Genomic DNA, 15672 nt, shown 5'->3' with positions numbered 1-15672 from the left:
CCTAAGGCCACCATATTAATCAAACGCCTGTGACTCAAAGCTACGATTCACCGTCAGTCCAGTAGGGCCGCAACTGGCGTCGGCGGTAATCATAAATCGATTTCGGGCAACGCCATCCACCATAAACGCCATATGGGTGCACGCCACCTCCACCCGGCAACCGGGAAAGCCACCGTTGTTAGGCAGGCCCGCTCCAGGGGTCAGGGTACCGGCGGCATTGGTACAGGCGGTGGCAGCAACTTCGGCACCCCGGTTCAGTACCCGGGCCAGGCCCCAGTCCAGGCCGGATTGGCCCGCCGCCCAGGTGCGACTGCCGTTGACCTCCAGCAGCATCTGGTCGTCCTGGTTTTCCAGCATCTGCATCAATGCCACCCCCAGCATCAGCATCACCACGATGACAAACAGGGCAATGATCAGGGTGCTGCCACGTTGCCGGCTAGGGAACGTTTTCAAGTTGCACCTCCTGGGCAAAGCGGGTGCTCTGTCCGGCCTGAGTCAGCCACAGCTGCAGCTTCACTACGTTGTTTCTAGCCAGGCTCGGTGGCTGCACAATGAAAGGGCATTGCTCATTGTTGCGGGCATTCAGATCACAGGCGGCCAGGTTGTTGGTGTAGCCTTCGCCCATGGTGCTGACCTCACTGCCGCTGCTGCGCACCAGGGCGCCGTTATTCTGCAGGCAGTAACTGATGGGAGCGCCGGCCAGATAGAAGCGTTTACCCACCGAAAAATCCCCCTGAGTCATGGCCGTGTCCAGATTCAGGGTGCAGATGTTATCGCCATTGCAGCTGGAGCTGGGGAACCTGGGCAGCGGATTGGGCACGCTGTAGCCGTCGAGGATCGCCACCCCGAACTGATCGCCGGCATCATCAGGAATGCAGTCCTGACACCCGGCGGCGGTGCAGCAGTCCATGGCGAAAATCGAGATCTGTTGAGGGTTGTTGTGCAGCGGCGCTTCCAGGAAATGGCCACTGTCGACGATGGGGCGGAAGTTCAGGCAATGGGCGGTGGCGCCGGTGGTCACCGATACGCTGCCGGGCAGAGCATCGCGAACCTCGAGGCTGAGGCGCTGCATGCCATAGCGCTGCTGGGCCACCGCATCGCCCCACTGCTGGCTGTCGACGTAGATGCGGGTGGAGAAGTTGATGAAACTGGTCACGCCGATGGCGATGATGGCCAGAATCAACATGGTCACCAGCAACTCCATCAGGGTAAAGCCACGCTGACGCATCAGTAGTTCCCCCGCACGAGTTGATAGGGGTAGGGACTGCCATCCGGGGCCGAGATGGTGATGGTCACCACCTTGGCGCCACCGGACCAGACGGTGGCGCCGACGGCTCCGGTGTTGCAGCCAACATCGACGGCCACCTGATAGCGATCGTAACTGCTGCTGCCGAGCAGGTCATCGACGCTGCCGCGATAGCCATTGAAGTCTTCCAAAAACAGCCACTGGGTGGGATCGGTGCCCGGTGTCACCTTGGTGCAATTCAACGCTGTCACCGCCCCGCCACCGCTGGGAGTAGCACTGTCGAACTGCCTGGCCATCAACTCACCCATCACCACCTGGCCGGCCTGAGCGGCCCGGGCCTGGTAGATCCCCTGCGCTGCGCGTTCCGCCTGCGGAAACATCAGGGTCGACAGCATCACCAACGAGATCGCCAGCACCACCATGCCGACCACCATCTCAATCAGGGTAAAACCGCGCTTACGGGCAATCATGGATGTACCCCTGGTTTTCGATGCACAGCGACAACCTGTCTGAGCCGGACAGGGTCAGACGACACTGGCCGGCGGTGAGGGTGCAGTTGGAGACCCGGCCCAGATCGTCAAAGCTCAGGGTAAAGGTGTTGGCACCGGCCAGGGTCAGGGCGACGCCGTCGTTGAGACAGACGCCGTTGCGGATCACCGCGCCGGAGTCACAGCGCTCCTGACGGGCGCGTTTTGAGGGGGAACCGCAGGTGGCGGTCAGCCAGAAGCCGTTGCCATTGACGTTCAACTGGCAGTTCTGGCCGGCCAGATTCAGTTGCTGCAGGTAGTGCAGTTCCGACAGCAGTTGATCACGAGTAGTGTAGGTGGCGAACTGATCCGCCCCTAAAAATCGGGACAGGGCGGCAACAGAAAGGATGGTCACCAGCACGATGATGGTAACCAGCTCGATCAGCGTGAAGCCTTTCTGTTGTTCACCCATGGCAGGTCATTAGCAGAAGTACTTTAATTAACAGCCAGAGCCGTCTACAACATAGCTAACCGCACCGTCATTGTTGGTGTAGGTCAGATTACAAGTCCCGCCAGCAGTCTGATCTTTAGGGACAATAATTGCAGCCTTATTAGCCGTATCTTCAAAAATGCCCCACTCGGCAGTCGCTTTAACAGTCTTTGAAGCCAACTTAGCCGATCCAAACTCAGCTTCGACCATCTCGGTGATCGCCGCATAAGTGGCATCAGCGTAACCTTTAGTAGTTGCAACATCAGCAACGGTTCCTGAGGTGTCTTCGATCCCGGCAATGGCGGCCTTGGCATAAATCAGTGAGTTACCGCCCTGTACAGATGCCTTCATACCATTCAGCGTCGCGGTCCGAGCGTCTTTTTGAAGATCAATAAACTTTGGTGCAGCAGTCACTGCCAAGATACCCAGAACGATGATCACCACCACCAATTCAATCAGGGTAAAACCGGATTGTTTTTTCATTCTCATATCATCCTAATTCGAGCAATCTTGTTGATGCTATGGGCTATCAACAATTTAACAGGAAGACTGAGCGCCTCCCCAAGATAATTAGCACTTACCTTTCACTATTGAATAGGTCGGTGACGCGCCTTCTGAACCCGCCGGTGTATAGCTCAGATGGCAGCTGGCACCGGTTTCACCGGTTTCATCTTTATCAAAGGTGACGCCTGAGGGGTAGATAAACACTTTGGTCGGAGTGGTCGCATCATCGACAGCAACCACCCAGCTGCTGTCCAACTCGACAGCATTGGCTACATCATCTTTCGATGCTCTCAAATAGCCAAACAGCGGAGTCACTTTCGTCGTGCCATACAGAGTAACGGTGTCTGAACCACTGGCGGCTTGTTTATGCAGGTTGTTAATTGCTGACTTGGAATACACCAGCGCATTGGCGCCCTGCAACGCGCCTTTAGCACCGTTTAATGTACCCACACGGGCATCGGTCTGCAGATCGATAAACTTCGGTGCCGCGGTAACAGCTAAGATACCCAGAACGATGATCACCACCACCAACTCAATCAGGGTAAAACCACGTTGTGTTTGCATAAACTCTATCCTGTCTTTTATTAAATCAATTAGTTGGTGAAGTTCACAACCTGACCGGTACCCGGGTTGTAAACAAACCCTTTACCGGTCGTGCGATCCAAAGAGGCTGGCAGGCTGTCCAAGTCCAGGGTGGCGGTTTGAACATAGATGCATTCATCCAGGGCAGTCACGTTGGTTCCGCCCGGAACCACGATCTCACCGCCGGTTCCGTCGCTCACGTCTACGGCGTAGCGAGCGTCAGCCACATCATTGGAGGAGAGCAACTCAACCCGTGGCGGTGCTTGCAGGACTTGTTCAAACGCGGTCAGGCAACGACCAGCCGTCATCGCCGTCGGTGCCCGGCCACTGGTTCCCGATGGGTAGCCATAGTCATTGACGAACACCGTCTGGCCACCCAGAACCACCGAACCGTCGGTTGGGCGACCTTCCACTTCCCACTGGGCGCGGGTAATGCCGATGGCGGAGGCGAAACCGCCCGCCACCCCTTCGGAAGCGGCGTCTTCCGCTTCGTCAGTAATGTCAATAAAACGGGGAAGCGCCACTGCTGCGAGCAACCCCAACACCACAACAACAATCACCAATTCCACTAAGGAAAAGCCGTTCTGCTTCTTCATACTCGCTTCCTTCCGTTTCAAAACGTTTACTCCATTTTATGGATAAAATCTAAACAATAAACCCATAAAAACAGCTATCTATCTCGACAATGTGCAAATTATTTGGCACCTGCCAATAAAATGACACTTCCTGTGGCCGAATGATACCTTATAAGCGCATGGGAGTTAAAACTAACCCAGCAATTTTTATCATCCTGGTCAATAGTTACCGCCTCGCCCGACAGCTCTGTGCCCATCATCGCCGACCACAGGCGACCACACTCTCCGTGCGGCTGTGGCCAGCCCCGATGATTCATCTCCAGCCACACCGGGTCGGTATCCCACCCCGGCGGTTGCCATCGAATCCGCCCAGGGCGGCCGGACTTCATCCAGGTCACCCTTGCCAGGTTGACGCTGGTCACCAACCGGCTTTGCATCAGATAAGCCAGTTGCCGATCGACTTTAGGTTCTCCCTGCCGCCAATTCATTAATAGGGCCAATATGATAGCCAGTACCAAAATCAGGCTGGCCAATCGAATGAGGTCCCGCCTCAATCGATTGTCGACCCCATGCTGAAGGCTCATCAGCGGCCCTTATAGGCACTGAACATGTCCCACATCGGCAGGTACACACCCAACGCCAGCACCATCACCATCGCCGCCACAATCACCAGCAAAATCGGCTCGATTCTGGCGGTCAGGGTCTTCAGGTCGTAATCCACTTCGCGCTCGTAATACTCGGCGGCATCATCGAGCAGCTCATCAATTCTTCCGGTTTCTTCGCCTACAGACAGCATCTGCAGCACCAGCGGCGTAAACAGCTGTGAATGGTTGGCGGTACGGGTGATGGATTCCCCCCCTTCGATGCCACGACGCATCTCGACGATGCGATCGTGCATAAAGCGGTTGTCCACCGCATCGGCCACCAGAGACAGAGACTGGTTGACCGGCACCCCGCCCCGCAGCATCATCGCCAGGCTGCGGGCAAACCGGGCCAGGGTGGCTCGCTCCATGATGCTGCCGACAATGGGCATTCGCAGTTTGAAGCGATCAAACTTGAACCTTCCTGAGTCGGTTGCCAGCCACATACGCCAGCCAATAACGGTGGCGATCATCCCCAGCAGCAACAGCGGCCAGTAGTTGACGAAGAAATCCGAGGTGGCGATCAAGATTCGTGTCGGCAACGGCAACTCGGCGCCGAACTTGGAAAACATCTTGGCGAACTCGGGGATCACGAAGATGTTCAGTATCACCAGGGCAATGGCGATGGCGCCCAGTACCATGATCGGGTAGCGCAGCGCACTGTTGATGCGCCGCTTGGTGTCCTGCTCCATCTCCAGGTGCTGAGACAGACGCGAAAACGCCTGATCCAGCTGACCGGTATTCTCACCCACGTGCACCATGGCCACGTACAGATCACTGAATACGTGCGGGTGCTGGTTCAGCGCCGACGACAGCGAGTAACCCGAGGTCAGCTGCCCGGCGACCTCTCTCAGCGCCTTGGACAGCACCTTGCAATGGCTGCTGTCCGCCAGGCCGTTAATCGCCCGCAGCAGCGGAATGCCCGAGCGGGTCAGAGACAGCATCTGACGGGTGAACATCTGCAGGTCGGTCATCTTGACCTTGGGCCGGAACATCGCCTGCCAGTCGATGCCATCGCCGCCACGCTTCTCTTCGATACGCAGCGGAATGATGGCCCGCCGCATCAGCTGATCCGCCACCGCGCTTTCATTGGCCGCTTCCAGTACCCCTTCAACCTGGGTTCCGCTGGCGTCGCGGCCTTGATAGCTGTACTGGGCCATATCAGTCCCTCATCTCCTGGGCCCGCTCAATCAGGGGCGCCGCGATCTCGCTGACGTCCTCCGCCAGTCGCATGGCATCGGCAATGCTGGTGATGCCGGAGGCGGCATAGGAGAGGGCGCTGTCCACCAAAGGCCGGAACTGGCCGCTACTGCGGACCGCCTTGGCAAAGGCTTCCGGGCTGCCCATTCGCAGGGCTTCCACCATCGGCTCATCCAGCTCCAGCATCTCGAATACGCCGATACGGCCCCGATAGCCGGTGTGGTTGCAATACTGGCAACCCCGGCCCTTGCGATAACCCTGTTGACCGTGGTCGACATCGGGCTGAATGTGGCGCAGCCACGCCAGCTCAGAGGTGCTCGGCGCGTGGGCTTCACCACAGCGGGGACAGATTCGGCGCACCAGTCGCTGGGCGATGATCGCCCGCAGGGCACTGGCCACCAGGTAGGGGGCCGCCCCCATGTCGATCAGACGCAGGGTCGAGGTGATGGCGTCGTTGGTGTGCAGCGTCGACAGCACCAGGTGACCGGTGATTGCGCCCCGCAGACCAATCTCGGCGGTTTCCTGGTCACGCATCTCCCCCACCATGATGATGTCGGGATCCTGACGCAGGGTAGTCCGCAGCACCTCGGAGAACCCCAGGCCGATCTTCTGGTTTACCTGCACCTGGTTGACCCGCTGCAGCCGGTATTCCACCGGGTCTTCAACGGTAATGATTTTGGTATTGGCCTTGTTGAGCTCGTTCAGCACCGCATACAGGGTGGTGGTCTTGCCGGAACCGGTGGGGCCGGTCACCAGGATCATGCCGTGGGGACGACTGATCTGGTGACGGATTCGGGCAATGATCTCCGCCGGCATACCGGTCTGTTCCAGCTGCAGCAGCCCCGCTGACTGATCCAGCAGACGCATCACCACAGACTCACCAAACTGCACCGGCATGCTGGAGACCCGCACATCCAGCTGGTGCTTGCCCACCTCGAAGTGGAAGCGACCATCCTGAGGAATCCGCTTCTCGGAGATGTCCATGCTGGCCATCAGCTTAATCCGCAGCACCAGGGCGTTGGCGATGCCGTACTCGGTGAGCACGGTTTCCTGCAGCTGGCCGTCGACCCGCTGACGGATGCGAAGCTCTTTGTCGCCGGGCTCGATGTGGATGTCCGATGCCCGAATTCGAATGGCGTCTTCAAAGATCGAGTTCAGCAGCCGGACAACGGTGGCCTCGTTATCCGCGTCCTGGGCGGTAATGCTGGCAAGATCGAACTCCTGCTCCTGCTCGTACTCCTGCTGCAATTCACCGGCGATGGAGGCGATGCGATCGGTCTGTCGAAACAGGTTGTCGATGCCCTCAAACAGCTGGCCTTCGGTCACCAGCGCCAGCTCCACCCGACGCGGCGCCACCAAGCTGACGATGGAGTCGTAGGCGCCCAGATCGGCCGGGTCACTCATGGCCACGGTCACCGAGTGGTCGTCACCGTCGATGGCCAGGGCACGAAAGCGGCGGGCGTGCATCTCCGGCAACAGCTTCACCACCGCCGGATCCAGGCGACGTTCGCTGATGTCCACAAAGGGCACGTTCAGCTGTTTCGACAGAAACGACAGCAGCTGCTCTTCACTGATAAAGTCGAGATCAATCAGGGTTCGACCCAGTTTGCGACCGCCGCTGCGCTGGGCTTCCAGTGCTTGGTTGAGCTGCGCCTCGCTAATGATCTGCTGGCCCACCAGCAGATCACCCAGACGCTGCTTTAACTGAGGCTTCATCCCGCTTCTCCAAGTTGCTTCAACCGCTGGTCAATGTACTGCCGGGCTGACGTCGATAAGGTGTTGGTGCGCGCCGCCCGCTGATACGCCGGTAACGCCTTTGAATACTGCCCCATGCGATCCAGGCTGTAGGCCAGCCCCAACCACCAGCGACCTTGATCCGGCTGCGCCTGAACCAGGGCCTGATAATCACTGACCGCCATGGTCAACATGGACAACCCCTGGGCCACCGCGGCCCGTCGGGCCAGCAACTCGGAGGACAGCGGCTTGTTCGCCAACTGCCCCAGCCACAGTTTGGCCTGCTCACTCTGGCCCGCCTGATGACTGAGTTCTGCCGCCAGCAGAGGGTACTCGCTGTGCTGCGGATAGGCCTGGCTGGCTTTGGCCAGGGTCACCAGCGCGGTTCCCAGATCGGTGTCGGCCTGACGTTCGGCCAGCAACACCCGGGCTTGGTGCAACTGCGGATCCAGCGCCAGAGCCTGCTTAAGCAGGTCGGTGCCCCCCTGGCGCTGCTGCGCCTGGGACAGAAACTGCTGCGCTTGCTGTTCTGGCGTCAACGCCGCCGGCGTCACCACCATCACCGGCTTGGGTTTGAGCACCGGCGCGGCGGCCACGACGGTGGGCTCCGGCTTGGCCTTAACCGGCCGGGGCGACTGAGCCTGGGTCTGCTCGATGGTGGCGGCGCGGCGCTGCTCCGGTTCGATGACAGGTTCGGTTCGCACCGTCGGCTGACGGACGCTGTTCGGTGCCGGCTCATTGGTCGTGGCGCTGTCTCCGGCCACGGGAACCTCGCTGACAGCCGGAGTTTGCGCCATCGGCAAAGGCTCTGCCGTCACCGGAACGGCCGCAATCAATTGCGGCTGCGGCTGTGCCAACAGGGTTTCCGCCCGGTCGCTAAGGCGCGGCCACAGGCTGTACCAACTCAGGCCAACCGCCACCATGCTGGCGACCAGCACCAGCCACCACCAATTGCGTGGCTGACGGGCTGTCGGCGACGACGGCATCGACACCAGGTTCGGGTCGACGATGCGCTGGCGTTGATCCTGGTCGAGATCCTTAAGCATCTTGTTGATTACACTCACAGGCCACCCTCCAGGTAGAAACTCAGCCCCAGTCCGGCCGCCGCCAGGGTCAGCATCATCAGCGACATCACCATCAACAGGTTTTCCCGCCACCAGGGCAACAGACCATAGGCCGACTCGGTGTCCGCCACCGCCGCCTGAACCATGGCGTTGTCGATTCTGCCCTGCACACCGGCGCCGTAGGCCAGCATCAGGGTTTTGTGACACAGCACGTTCACCAACCGGGGAATGCCGTTGCTGGCCCGGTGCAGCCAGGCCATCTGCTGCCAACTGAACAGGGGTTGCCCCTTATAACCGGCTATGGCCAACCGGTGCTCGACGTAGGCACAAGTCTCCTGCAGCGTCAGTCCCCGCAGCTGGTAGCTGAAGGTGATGCGCTGACGCAACTGCCGGAAATGGGTATCCGCCAGGCGGCGATCCAGCTCGGGCTGGCCAAACAACACCACCTGCAGCAGCTTGGCGTATTCGGTTTCCAGGTTGGTAAACAGGCGCAGCGCTTCCAGACTCTCGTCGGGCAAGGCCTGGGCCTCGTCCAGCAGCAACACCACCCGCTTGCCCTCCCCGGCCAGTTGCAACAACCGGTGGCTGATGGCTTCGGTCAGGCGATGCTGATCCTGTTGCTGGGCGATCCCCAGCTCACTGGCCACCGCCCGGCGCAGCTCATCGGCGCTCAGGCACGGGTTGGGCAGATAGGCGATCTGGTACTGATTGCCCAACTCATTGAGCATCTTGCGGCACAACAGCGTTTTTCCTGTCCCCACTTCGCCGGTCACTTTGATGAACCCTTCGCCCGCCGCCAGCGCCGTATGCAGCACCTGCAGCGCTTCCACATGGGGCGCTATCTGCATGAAAAACTGGGTGTTCGGCGTCAGGGAGAAAGGCAACTCCCTGAGGCCAAAGTGATACAGGTACATAGTTACTCGTTCGGGTACCAGGTGTTGATCAGGGACTGGGACTGCTTCAGTTGCTGCTCCCAGGTCCCCTTCTCAATCACTGTCGGCTTGATCAGAATGATCAGTTCGGTTTTCTGCTCACGCTGGGATTTGTTGGTAAACAGTTCGCCCACCGCCGGAATGTCGCCCAGGAACGGAACTTTTGACTCCACGTCTTCCATCAACGTCTTCATCAGGCCACCGATCACCACCACGTCGCCACTCTTGGCGCGCACCAGGGTGTCGGATTCACGAATGTCGCTTTGAGCCAGAGGCAGTTCCAGCACGTCATCCAGCACCTTGATGGTTTTCACCTGCTCGGAGATGTCGGTGACCGAAGGGTGGACGTGCAGCAACACCTGGCCATCGGCGGAGATCTGCGGAGTCACGTCCAGGGCAATGCCGGAGAAGAACGGCGTCAATTCCACTTCCGGGCTGGTCACCGGGGTGGTCGAGGCCACGGTGGTGGAAGACACCTCGGTGACGAAGTACTCATCGGAACCCACCTTGATCACCGCTTTCTGGTTGTTGGTGGCGGTTACCCGCGGGCTGGACAGGGTGTCCACATCGCCCTGGGTATCCAGCAGGTTGATCACCGCGCTGAAATCACTGTTGCTGAACTTAAGGCCGGTGACGTTACCCAGCACATCGGTCACCGCGTTGCCGAAGGTACCGCCGCTGGTGCCACCGGACCAGACGTTGTCGGCACCGGTGCCGTCATCCAGCAGGCTCCACTGAATCCCCTGCTGGTAGCCATCGTTCAGGCGCACTTCCAGAATCCGGGCCTCCAGAATCACCTGCCGCTGCATGTGACTTTCGGCGGTGGTCAGGAACTCGCGAACCTGGCGAATCTCATCCGGAAAAGCGCGAATGGTCACCAAGCCGGCCTGGGGCAACAGCACCACGGAGCGCCCCTTTCCGCTGCCCACCAGGGTGGTCAGGGTGTCTTTCAGTTCAGTCCAGAAATCGGTCTTGTTGAGGGTTTCAATCCGAGTGCCGTTAACATTGTTGCTGTTGGAGCTGCTGTCCGAATTGTTGTTATTCGAGTTATTGGAGCTGTTGTTATTGCTGTTGTTGTTGTCGTTATTGTTGTTCGAGTTGTCATCGGTCAGGCCACCGGAGTTGACACTGGTCACCGACAGGCCGTTACGCTGCATATACAGGTAGTTGACCGAAAACGTTTCGGTGCGCATGCCGGTGGGGTACACCTGCAGCACGCGGCCGGTGCGACGCACGTCGTAACCGTAGATGTCTTCGATGGTCTTGAGTACCTCATCCACCGACACCTGCTTCAGGTTCAGCGAGATGCTGCCCTGCACACCGGGGTGCAAGGCCACACTGTAGGGGCTGCCCTCTACCAGGCTGGAGAAAAACACCCGGGCGTCCACATCCTTGGCAGCCACATCAATCAGCGGTACCGCCGGCTTGGGGATCATCGGAGTCGAAGCCGCCAGCTCCTGGGCAATCTCGGTTGGTAATGCCATCGGCGGCTGCACCGTTGACGCCGCCCCGGCTTGCTCCTCAATGGCTTGATTCAAGGCCTGCTTGCTGCCCGCAGGATCCTGTCGATCCGCCGGCAGGGATTTGCACCCCGCCAGCAGCACCAGAGCCAATAGGGGAAGTGCTTTGATAACCGTCATCGATTCCCTGATTTTCTTCATAATTGAACACCTAACTTCGGAAACAGCACCAGCTTTCGGCCATCGGCCAGCCAGACTGCATCCCGCTCGATTCTTGTAATTCTGGATCCCAGTACCTGGCCGCCACGGCCATAGCTTTTGCCGCCTATAATGGCCACCCGCTTGGTGTCAGACACCACGATGGATTGCAGCTTGCCGGAATTGGAAACCGGCGCCGCCGCCTGCGACGGGGCCGCCCAGGCCGGTGGCTGGGTGGGATCTCTTAATGGCTGTGCCTGTACCTCAGTAAACAGAAAACAGCTCAGTATCACTACGAAGACGCGTACCAACACGAATCAACTCCTTCTCTGTTCCTAAGGTATAAATATCCAGGGTCATGATCGCCATCGGATACTCTTCCACCTGATAATTCACTTTCTGCCAATAAAACTGCTGCGGCAGGGACTCCATCTTCGCCAGTACCTTCATCAGGCCAAAGTACTCCCCTCTCAGGGTCAGCGTCAGCCCGTGTTGATACAGGGAGCTGGCCGCCGACAGGGGCTCAGCAGGGTTGGAGACCAGTGATACCAGCTCCACCTGGGACGCACTGGTCAGCATCTGCGCCAGTACCGCCGGCATCTGTTCGGGCAGAATCAGGCCAATAACCCGCTCCCCCAATTTTGACTGCTCCAGGGCAATCTGATCGGACAGCTCGCCCATCTTGCGCCGATTGGCCTCATCCAGGTCGGACGCCAGCCGGTCGTTCAACTCCATCACCTGTGCCTGATAGGCGGGCAACTGCGCCTCGATGGCAGCGATGCTGTTTTGGCTCCGCTGCAACTTCAACCACATCGGCTCCACCAGCAGGGTAAACAGCAACATGGCCAACACCACCAGACCGCCGCCAAAGATCAGGCCGCGCTCTCGAACGCTGAGGACATCAAACTGGCTTCTCAGTTTCTCGATACGATTCACTCGCCCTCCTCCTCACCTTCGAGACCGTGCCCCACCACAAAGGTCACCGGACCATCCGTGCCACCCTGGAGGGTAAACTGACTCAGGGAGCGGCCCCGCAGCGACTCTTTCAGGCCCAGCCTGGCCAGCCACTGGGGGACGGCGGCCGGCGACTGTGCCAGCCCCTGCAACACAATGCCGTTGTCGGACACCCCGAATCGCTGCAACCACACCTGTTGATCACTGCTTTGCGCCAGCTCTTTCATTAGGTTGGAAAAGCCCGGATTGGCCATCACGCTGCGACGATCCAGCTCCAGCCCCAGCGACTCCATGGCATCCAGTTGACGCTGCAAAATCTCCACTTGCTGCAACAGGTGCGGATCCGGCTGGCGAGCGGTCATCTGCTCGGTGAGCTGTTTGATCTGCTGCTGCTGGCTCGCCTGTTGCTGCTGCAGGCTGGCCAGCTCGGCACCGGCCTGCTGATTCAGGTAACTCAGCCAACCGTACACCGCCACCATCAGGACCAGTACGGACGCCAGTGCTGAGGCGGTGCGATTGAAGTTAAGCCGAATCTGCTGAGGCAGCAGATCCGGGCTGAATAGGTTTACTCTATGCTTCATCCATCACCTCGGGAGCTTCTGCCAGGGCCGCCTTGGCGATGCACTGCAGCACATCGCAATCAACACTGGCAACCTGCACCACGGGAATCTCAAAAAAGGTCTGAATTCTGGGTTCCAACCACTGCTGCAGCTCTACCGGCAGCAGCAGGTTGATGCTGGAGGGCGCCGACAGCCGCAACTGCCGATCCAGATAATCCAGCGATCGCTGCAGCTCCAGGGTCAAAAAATCAAACTGGGTCTGACGGCCGACATCATCCTGCCCCTCGACAAACTGGACACCGCTGATGGGGCGCTTTAACACGAACTCGCCGCCCACCGACACCACCAGGTTCAACTGGTTGTCCTGCTGCTGGCACAACATCAGTTGAGGCCGTTCATCTTTCGGCATCAGATTCGTCAGGGCAATCTCTTCAATGGTAATCAGCTCAATACGCACTTTCTGCTTCTGCAGCGCCGTAACCAGAGGGGCCAGCTTGCGCTTATCCGCCACCACTACCTGCAGTTTTTTCGGGCCCGCCGGCTGTACCTTGAGTTCGAAAAAGTCCAGGTGCTGGTGCTCAAGGGGAATGCCACTGAGGTCTTTCACCGACCAGGTCAGTGCCGCCCGCAACTCTGCCGCATCGACATTGGGGCGATCGACGGTGATCACCTCATAGAGATCGGAACTGAGCAGTAAGCGAATCACTTTAGGGAGATTGGGTAAACTGTTAAAGGCTGCTTTCCAGGAGTCTGGATTATCCACAGAAAGTGGTGGCAGACGGAAATTCTCGACAGCGAGGTGGCATAAATTGCCCACCCAATAACCACCCATCAGCACCGGCTCTGCTGACCGGCGAGAAAAGATTCCCATAAAACCGCCTTTTACATTGAAGCTAATTAGTTATTTAAGCGATGTCAGTTAGTTAAACACCCATTTTGCTATATTACCACATTCCCTAACGGTAACCATCCATAGGCGTCAATAGCCTGACAGTGTCAAAAAGCCTTAAATTGCGACTTTATCTGCTGCAATTTTGGCGTTGCCTTGCCAGCAAGGGCGCCTTGATAGGCCACGACATCCAGCATCGACAATCGCTGTCGCTCCGCTTCCAGCTCGACCCCCTCTGCCATGACTTTGACTTTAGAGTGAGCCAAGCTTTTTACCAGACTACCGATATACAGTTGATTTTCTGGGCGAAGGTGTATTTTCTGCGACAGGCTAGTGTGCAATTTAAGGTAGTTAACGGCAAAGCGGTCGATATAGTCCAATTCTTCGACGGATTGCCCAACCCCATCCACCGCCAGCAGACAGTCTGCCGCCTGCAGCTGCCGCAGCGGCTTTTCCAACTTATCGGCCTGGCTGACCAACTCGCGCTCGTTGATCTCCACGATCAACTGCTGACGACGAGTGCTGTAGCTGGCGAGGATCATCTTCAGCCGTTTAATGAAGCGCTCATGCAGCAGCGACTCCGCCGACACATTCACCGATATCGCCGCCGGCCAGTCGTGGTCTCGTAACTGACGCAGGGCGATCTCAACCAGTCGCAACTCGATCTGTGGAATCAACCCACATCGCCAGGCCATGGGCCGATACAGGCTGGCCCGCATCAGCTCTCCCTGGTTGTTGCGCATGCGGCTGAACACCTCCAGGTGGTTCAGGCCACCCTGGTGGTCTTTCACCGGCGCCATGTAGATCACCAGACCATCGCGGGAGAGGGCGTTTTCAATCATCGATCGCCAGCGCACCGAGCCCTGGGCCAACTCCCTGTCTACCGCCCCCTTGTCATACATGAACCAGCCGCTGTCGCCCTGAAGCTGAGCCGCCCTCAGCGCCATCTCCGCTTCGCTCATCACCTGATCCGGTGTGTCGCCACGGTTGTAGTAGGCCACCCCGATGTGCATCAGCTCTTCGGCGTCCACCGCCTTGGGCAGCGACAACATGTTGCCCACCTTGACCAGTTTGGCCAGCAGCCCTTCACACTCCTTCAGCGGCAGCTGCGGAATCAACAGCCCAAGCTCCAAAGAGCTGCGGCTGGCGAATACCGCATCAAAATAGCCGGCAATCAGCGGCCGGGTCAGATCGATGAACTGGATCATGAACGCCTTACGCTCCGCCGCCGGAATGCCTTCCAGCGCCGTAAACTGAATCAGGCTGACCATGCCTTGCTGTTTAATTTCACCCTGCTCGGCAAACGCCTGCAGCCGGTGCTCAAAGAAGGAGCGGTTACCGATGCCCAGATTGGCATCGAGAAAGGTGTTGGCTCGAATGTAGTGGTCCAGGTTTTTCTTGGCCTGGCGCTCGTGATTCCAGCTGCGATGCAACCGGCTGATGGCCCGGGCCGCGCTGATGGGGCGCTCGCCGGAGGCGGCATGGGCGGCCGCCGACAGATCGCCCGCCAATATTTTCCGACTCCGCCTGGCCAGCATCTCCACCCCGTTCATCTCCCGCGACAACCAGAAGTAGCCGACAACCACCATCGCCACCGAAGCCAGCAAGCCGGCAAAAATCACCGCCCACTCTCTGCCGGAAAAGCCGGTCAGAATCTGCGGCGCGGGCATGACCACCTGCATGTGCACTTCATTAGAGAGGCGAATGTCGAAATGATTCTGACGCCGATGCAGCGGGAAGGGCGCCTGCCAGCGATACAGATCCTGGCCGTCCCGCACCAGACCGAAACGGGAAAACTCATAGCTGAGCAGCATGTCCGGTAGCCAGCGATCCAGCGCCGACAGATCCGCATTGCGGAAAAACTGCCGCTCCAGTGTCGCGGCCAGGTGCTGCACATTCTGTTGTTGGTTGCGGCTGGAGTGGGAGTAGGCGGCGGTCCAGGCACTGACCAGCAGCGCAAACACCACGATACTCAAAGAGGCGACCCAAAACGCAATTAAGCGCTGGGTCTGTTCCTGGGTTTTCTTCATCGACGCCCCTGTCTGCCCGATCTTGTCCTTGCCGGGCTTATCTTAATCATCCATTCCTAAAGGCGGTTCGCCAGCAGGAAAATTCAGTGAATTTATTGTCTCAGTGAACGCTTGAACGACGGCACTCTCCCCCACCGCCAATGAAC

Annotated in this window: 18 protein-coding genes; all 18 read right to left on the bottom strand. The window is 58.7% G+C overall.

What is annotated here, in order from left to right; translation table 11 throughout:
• Nucleotides 1-15: 15 nt before the first annotated feature.
• The 18 genes from BLT77_RS01435 to BLT77_RS01350 all read right to left on the bottom strand — a co-directional run bounded on the left by BLT77_RS01435 (nt 16) and on the right by BLT77_RS01350 (nt 15526).
• On the bottom strand, nt 16-453 hold the full coding sequence (locus BLT77_RS01435; protein WP_090360829.1) for a hypothetical protein: 438 nt from the start codon (nt 451-453) through the stop codon (nt 16-18).
• Nucleotides 437-1228, bottom strand: a complete 792-nt coding sequence (locus BLT77_RS01430) for a PilW family protein (protein ID WP_090360824.1) — start codon at nt 1226-1228, stop codon at nt 437-439. The genes BLT77_RS01435 and BLT77_RS01430 overlap by 17 nt, the downstream gene beginning before the upstream one ends.
• Nucleotides 1228-1716: a type II secretion system protein gene (locus tag BLT77_RS01425; RefSeq protein WP_090360820.1), complete on the bottom strand. Its 489-nt coding sequence runs from the start codon at nt 1714-1716 to the stop codon at nt 1228-1230. The genes BLT77_RS01430 and BLT77_RS01425 overlap by 1 nt, the downstream gene beginning before the upstream one ends.
• Entirely contained in the window at nt 1703-2185 is a 483-nt protein-coding gene (locus BLT77_RS01420; RefSeq protein ID WP_090360815.1) for a type II secretion system protein, read from the bottom strand. The genes BLT77_RS01425 and BLT77_RS01420 overlap by 14 nt, the downstream gene beginning before the upstream one ends.
• A 27-nt stretch (nt 2186-2212) precedes the next feature.
• Nucleotides 2213-2686: a type II secretion system protein gene (locus BLT77_RS20550; protein WP_090360809.1), complete on the bottom strand. Its 474-nt coding sequence runs from the start codon at nt 2684-2686 to the stop codon at nt 2213-2215.
• Between the two features lie 87 nt (nt 2687-2773).
• Nucleotides 2774-3271, bottom strand: coding sequence for a type II secretion system protein (locus BLT77_RS20545; RefSeq protein WP_090360805.1), 498 nt, complete (start codon nt 3269-3271; stop codon nt 2774-2776).
• A gap of 29 nt (nt 3272-3300) precedes the next feature.
• A complete protein-coding gene (locus BLT77_RS01405) occupies nt 3301-3885 on the bottom strand; it encodes a prepilin-type N-terminal cleavage/methylation domain-containing protein (protein ID WP_090360800.1) in 585 nt (194 codons plus the stop codon).
• 98 nt (nt 3886-3983) lie between these two features.
• The gene (locus BLT77_RS01400) at nt 3984-4448 is read right to left on the bottom strand and encodes a hypothetical protein (RefSeq protein ID WP_090360797.1); all 465 of its coding nucleotides are present in this window, start codon (nt 4446-4448) and stop codon (nt 3984-3986) included.
• A complete protein-coding gene (locus tag BLT77_RS01395) occupies nt 4448-5665 on the bottom strand; it encodes a type II secretion system F family protein (protein ID WP_090360792.1) in 1218 nt (405 codons plus the stop codon). The genes BLT77_RS01400 and BLT77_RS01395 overlap by 1 nt, the downstream gene beginning before the upstream one ends.
• Nucleotide 5666: 1 nt before the next feature.
• Nucleotides 5667-7421, bottom strand: a complete 1755-nt coding sequence (locus BLT77_RS01390; RefSeq protein WP_090360787.1) for a GspE/PulE family protein — start codon at nt 7419-7421, stop codon at nt 5667-5669.
• The gene (locus BLT77_RS01385) at nt 7418-8503 is read right to left on the bottom strand and encodes a tetratricopeptide repeat protein (protein WP_090360782.1); all 1086 of its coding nucleotides are present in this window, start codon (nt 8501-8503) and stop codon (nt 7418-7420) included. Before BLT77_RS01385 ends, BLT77_RS01390 begins: the two co-directional genes overlap by 4 nt.
• Nucleotides 8500-9417, bottom strand: coding sequence for an ExeA family protein (locus BLT77_RS01380; protein WP_090360778.1), 918 nt, complete (start codon nt 9415-9417; stop codon nt 8500-8502). Before BLT77_RS01380 ends, BLT77_RS01385 begins: the two co-directional genes overlap by 4 nt.
• Nucleotides 9418-9419: 2 nt before the next feature.
• Nucleotides 9420-11075, bottom strand: coding sequence for a pilus (MSHA type) biogenesis protein MshL (gene mshL / locus BLT77_RS01375; protein ID WP_090360774.1), 1656 nt, complete (start codon nt 11073-11075; stop codon nt 9420-9422).
• Nucleotides 11076-11092: 17 nt separating this feature from the next.
• On the bottom strand, nt 11093-11407 hold the full coding sequence (locus BLT77_RS01370; protein ID WP_143026528.1) for an MSHA biogenesis protein MshK: 315 nt from the start codon (nt 11405-11407) through the stop codon (nt 11093-11095).
• Complete coding sequence (gspM, locus tag BLT77_RS01365) at nt 11358-12029, bottom strand: type II secretion system protein GspM (RefSeq protein WP_090360766.1); 672 nt, start codon at nt 12027-12029, stop codon at nt 11358-11360. Before gspM ends, BLT77_RS01370 begins: the two co-directional genes overlap by 50 nt.
• Entirely contained in the window at nt 12026-12628 is a 603-nt protein-coding gene (locus BLT77_RS01360) for a PilN domain-containing protein (protein ID WP_090360762.1), read from the bottom strand. The genes gspM and BLT77_RS01360 overlap by 4 nt, the downstream gene beginning before the upstream one ends.
• A complete protein-coding gene (locus tag BLT77_RS01355; RefSeq protein ID WP_143026527.1) occupies nt 12618-13478 on the bottom strand; it encodes a type IV pilus biogenesis protein PilM in 861 nt (286 codons plus the stop codon). The genes BLT77_RS01360 and BLT77_RS01355 overlap by 11 nt, the downstream gene beginning before the upstream one ends.
• A gap of 125 nt (nt 13479-13603) precedes the next feature.
• Nucleotides 13604-15526: an EAL domain-containing protein gene (locus tag BLT77_RS01350; protein ID WP_090360753.1), complete on the bottom strand. Its 1923-nt coding sequence runs from the start codon at nt 15524-15526 to the stop codon at nt 13604-13606.
• Nucleotides 15527-15672 lie beyond the last annotated feature (146 nt).

It is taken from the genome of Ferrimonas sediminum (assembly GCF_900100175.1).
GTDB classification, from domain to species: Bacteria; Pseudomonadota; Gammaproteobacteria; order Enterobacterales; family Shewanellaceae; genus Ferrimonas; species Ferrimonas sediminum.
Note: the sequence above shows the minus strand (reverse complement) of the source record. Positions and strands in the feature narration are given on the sequence as shown.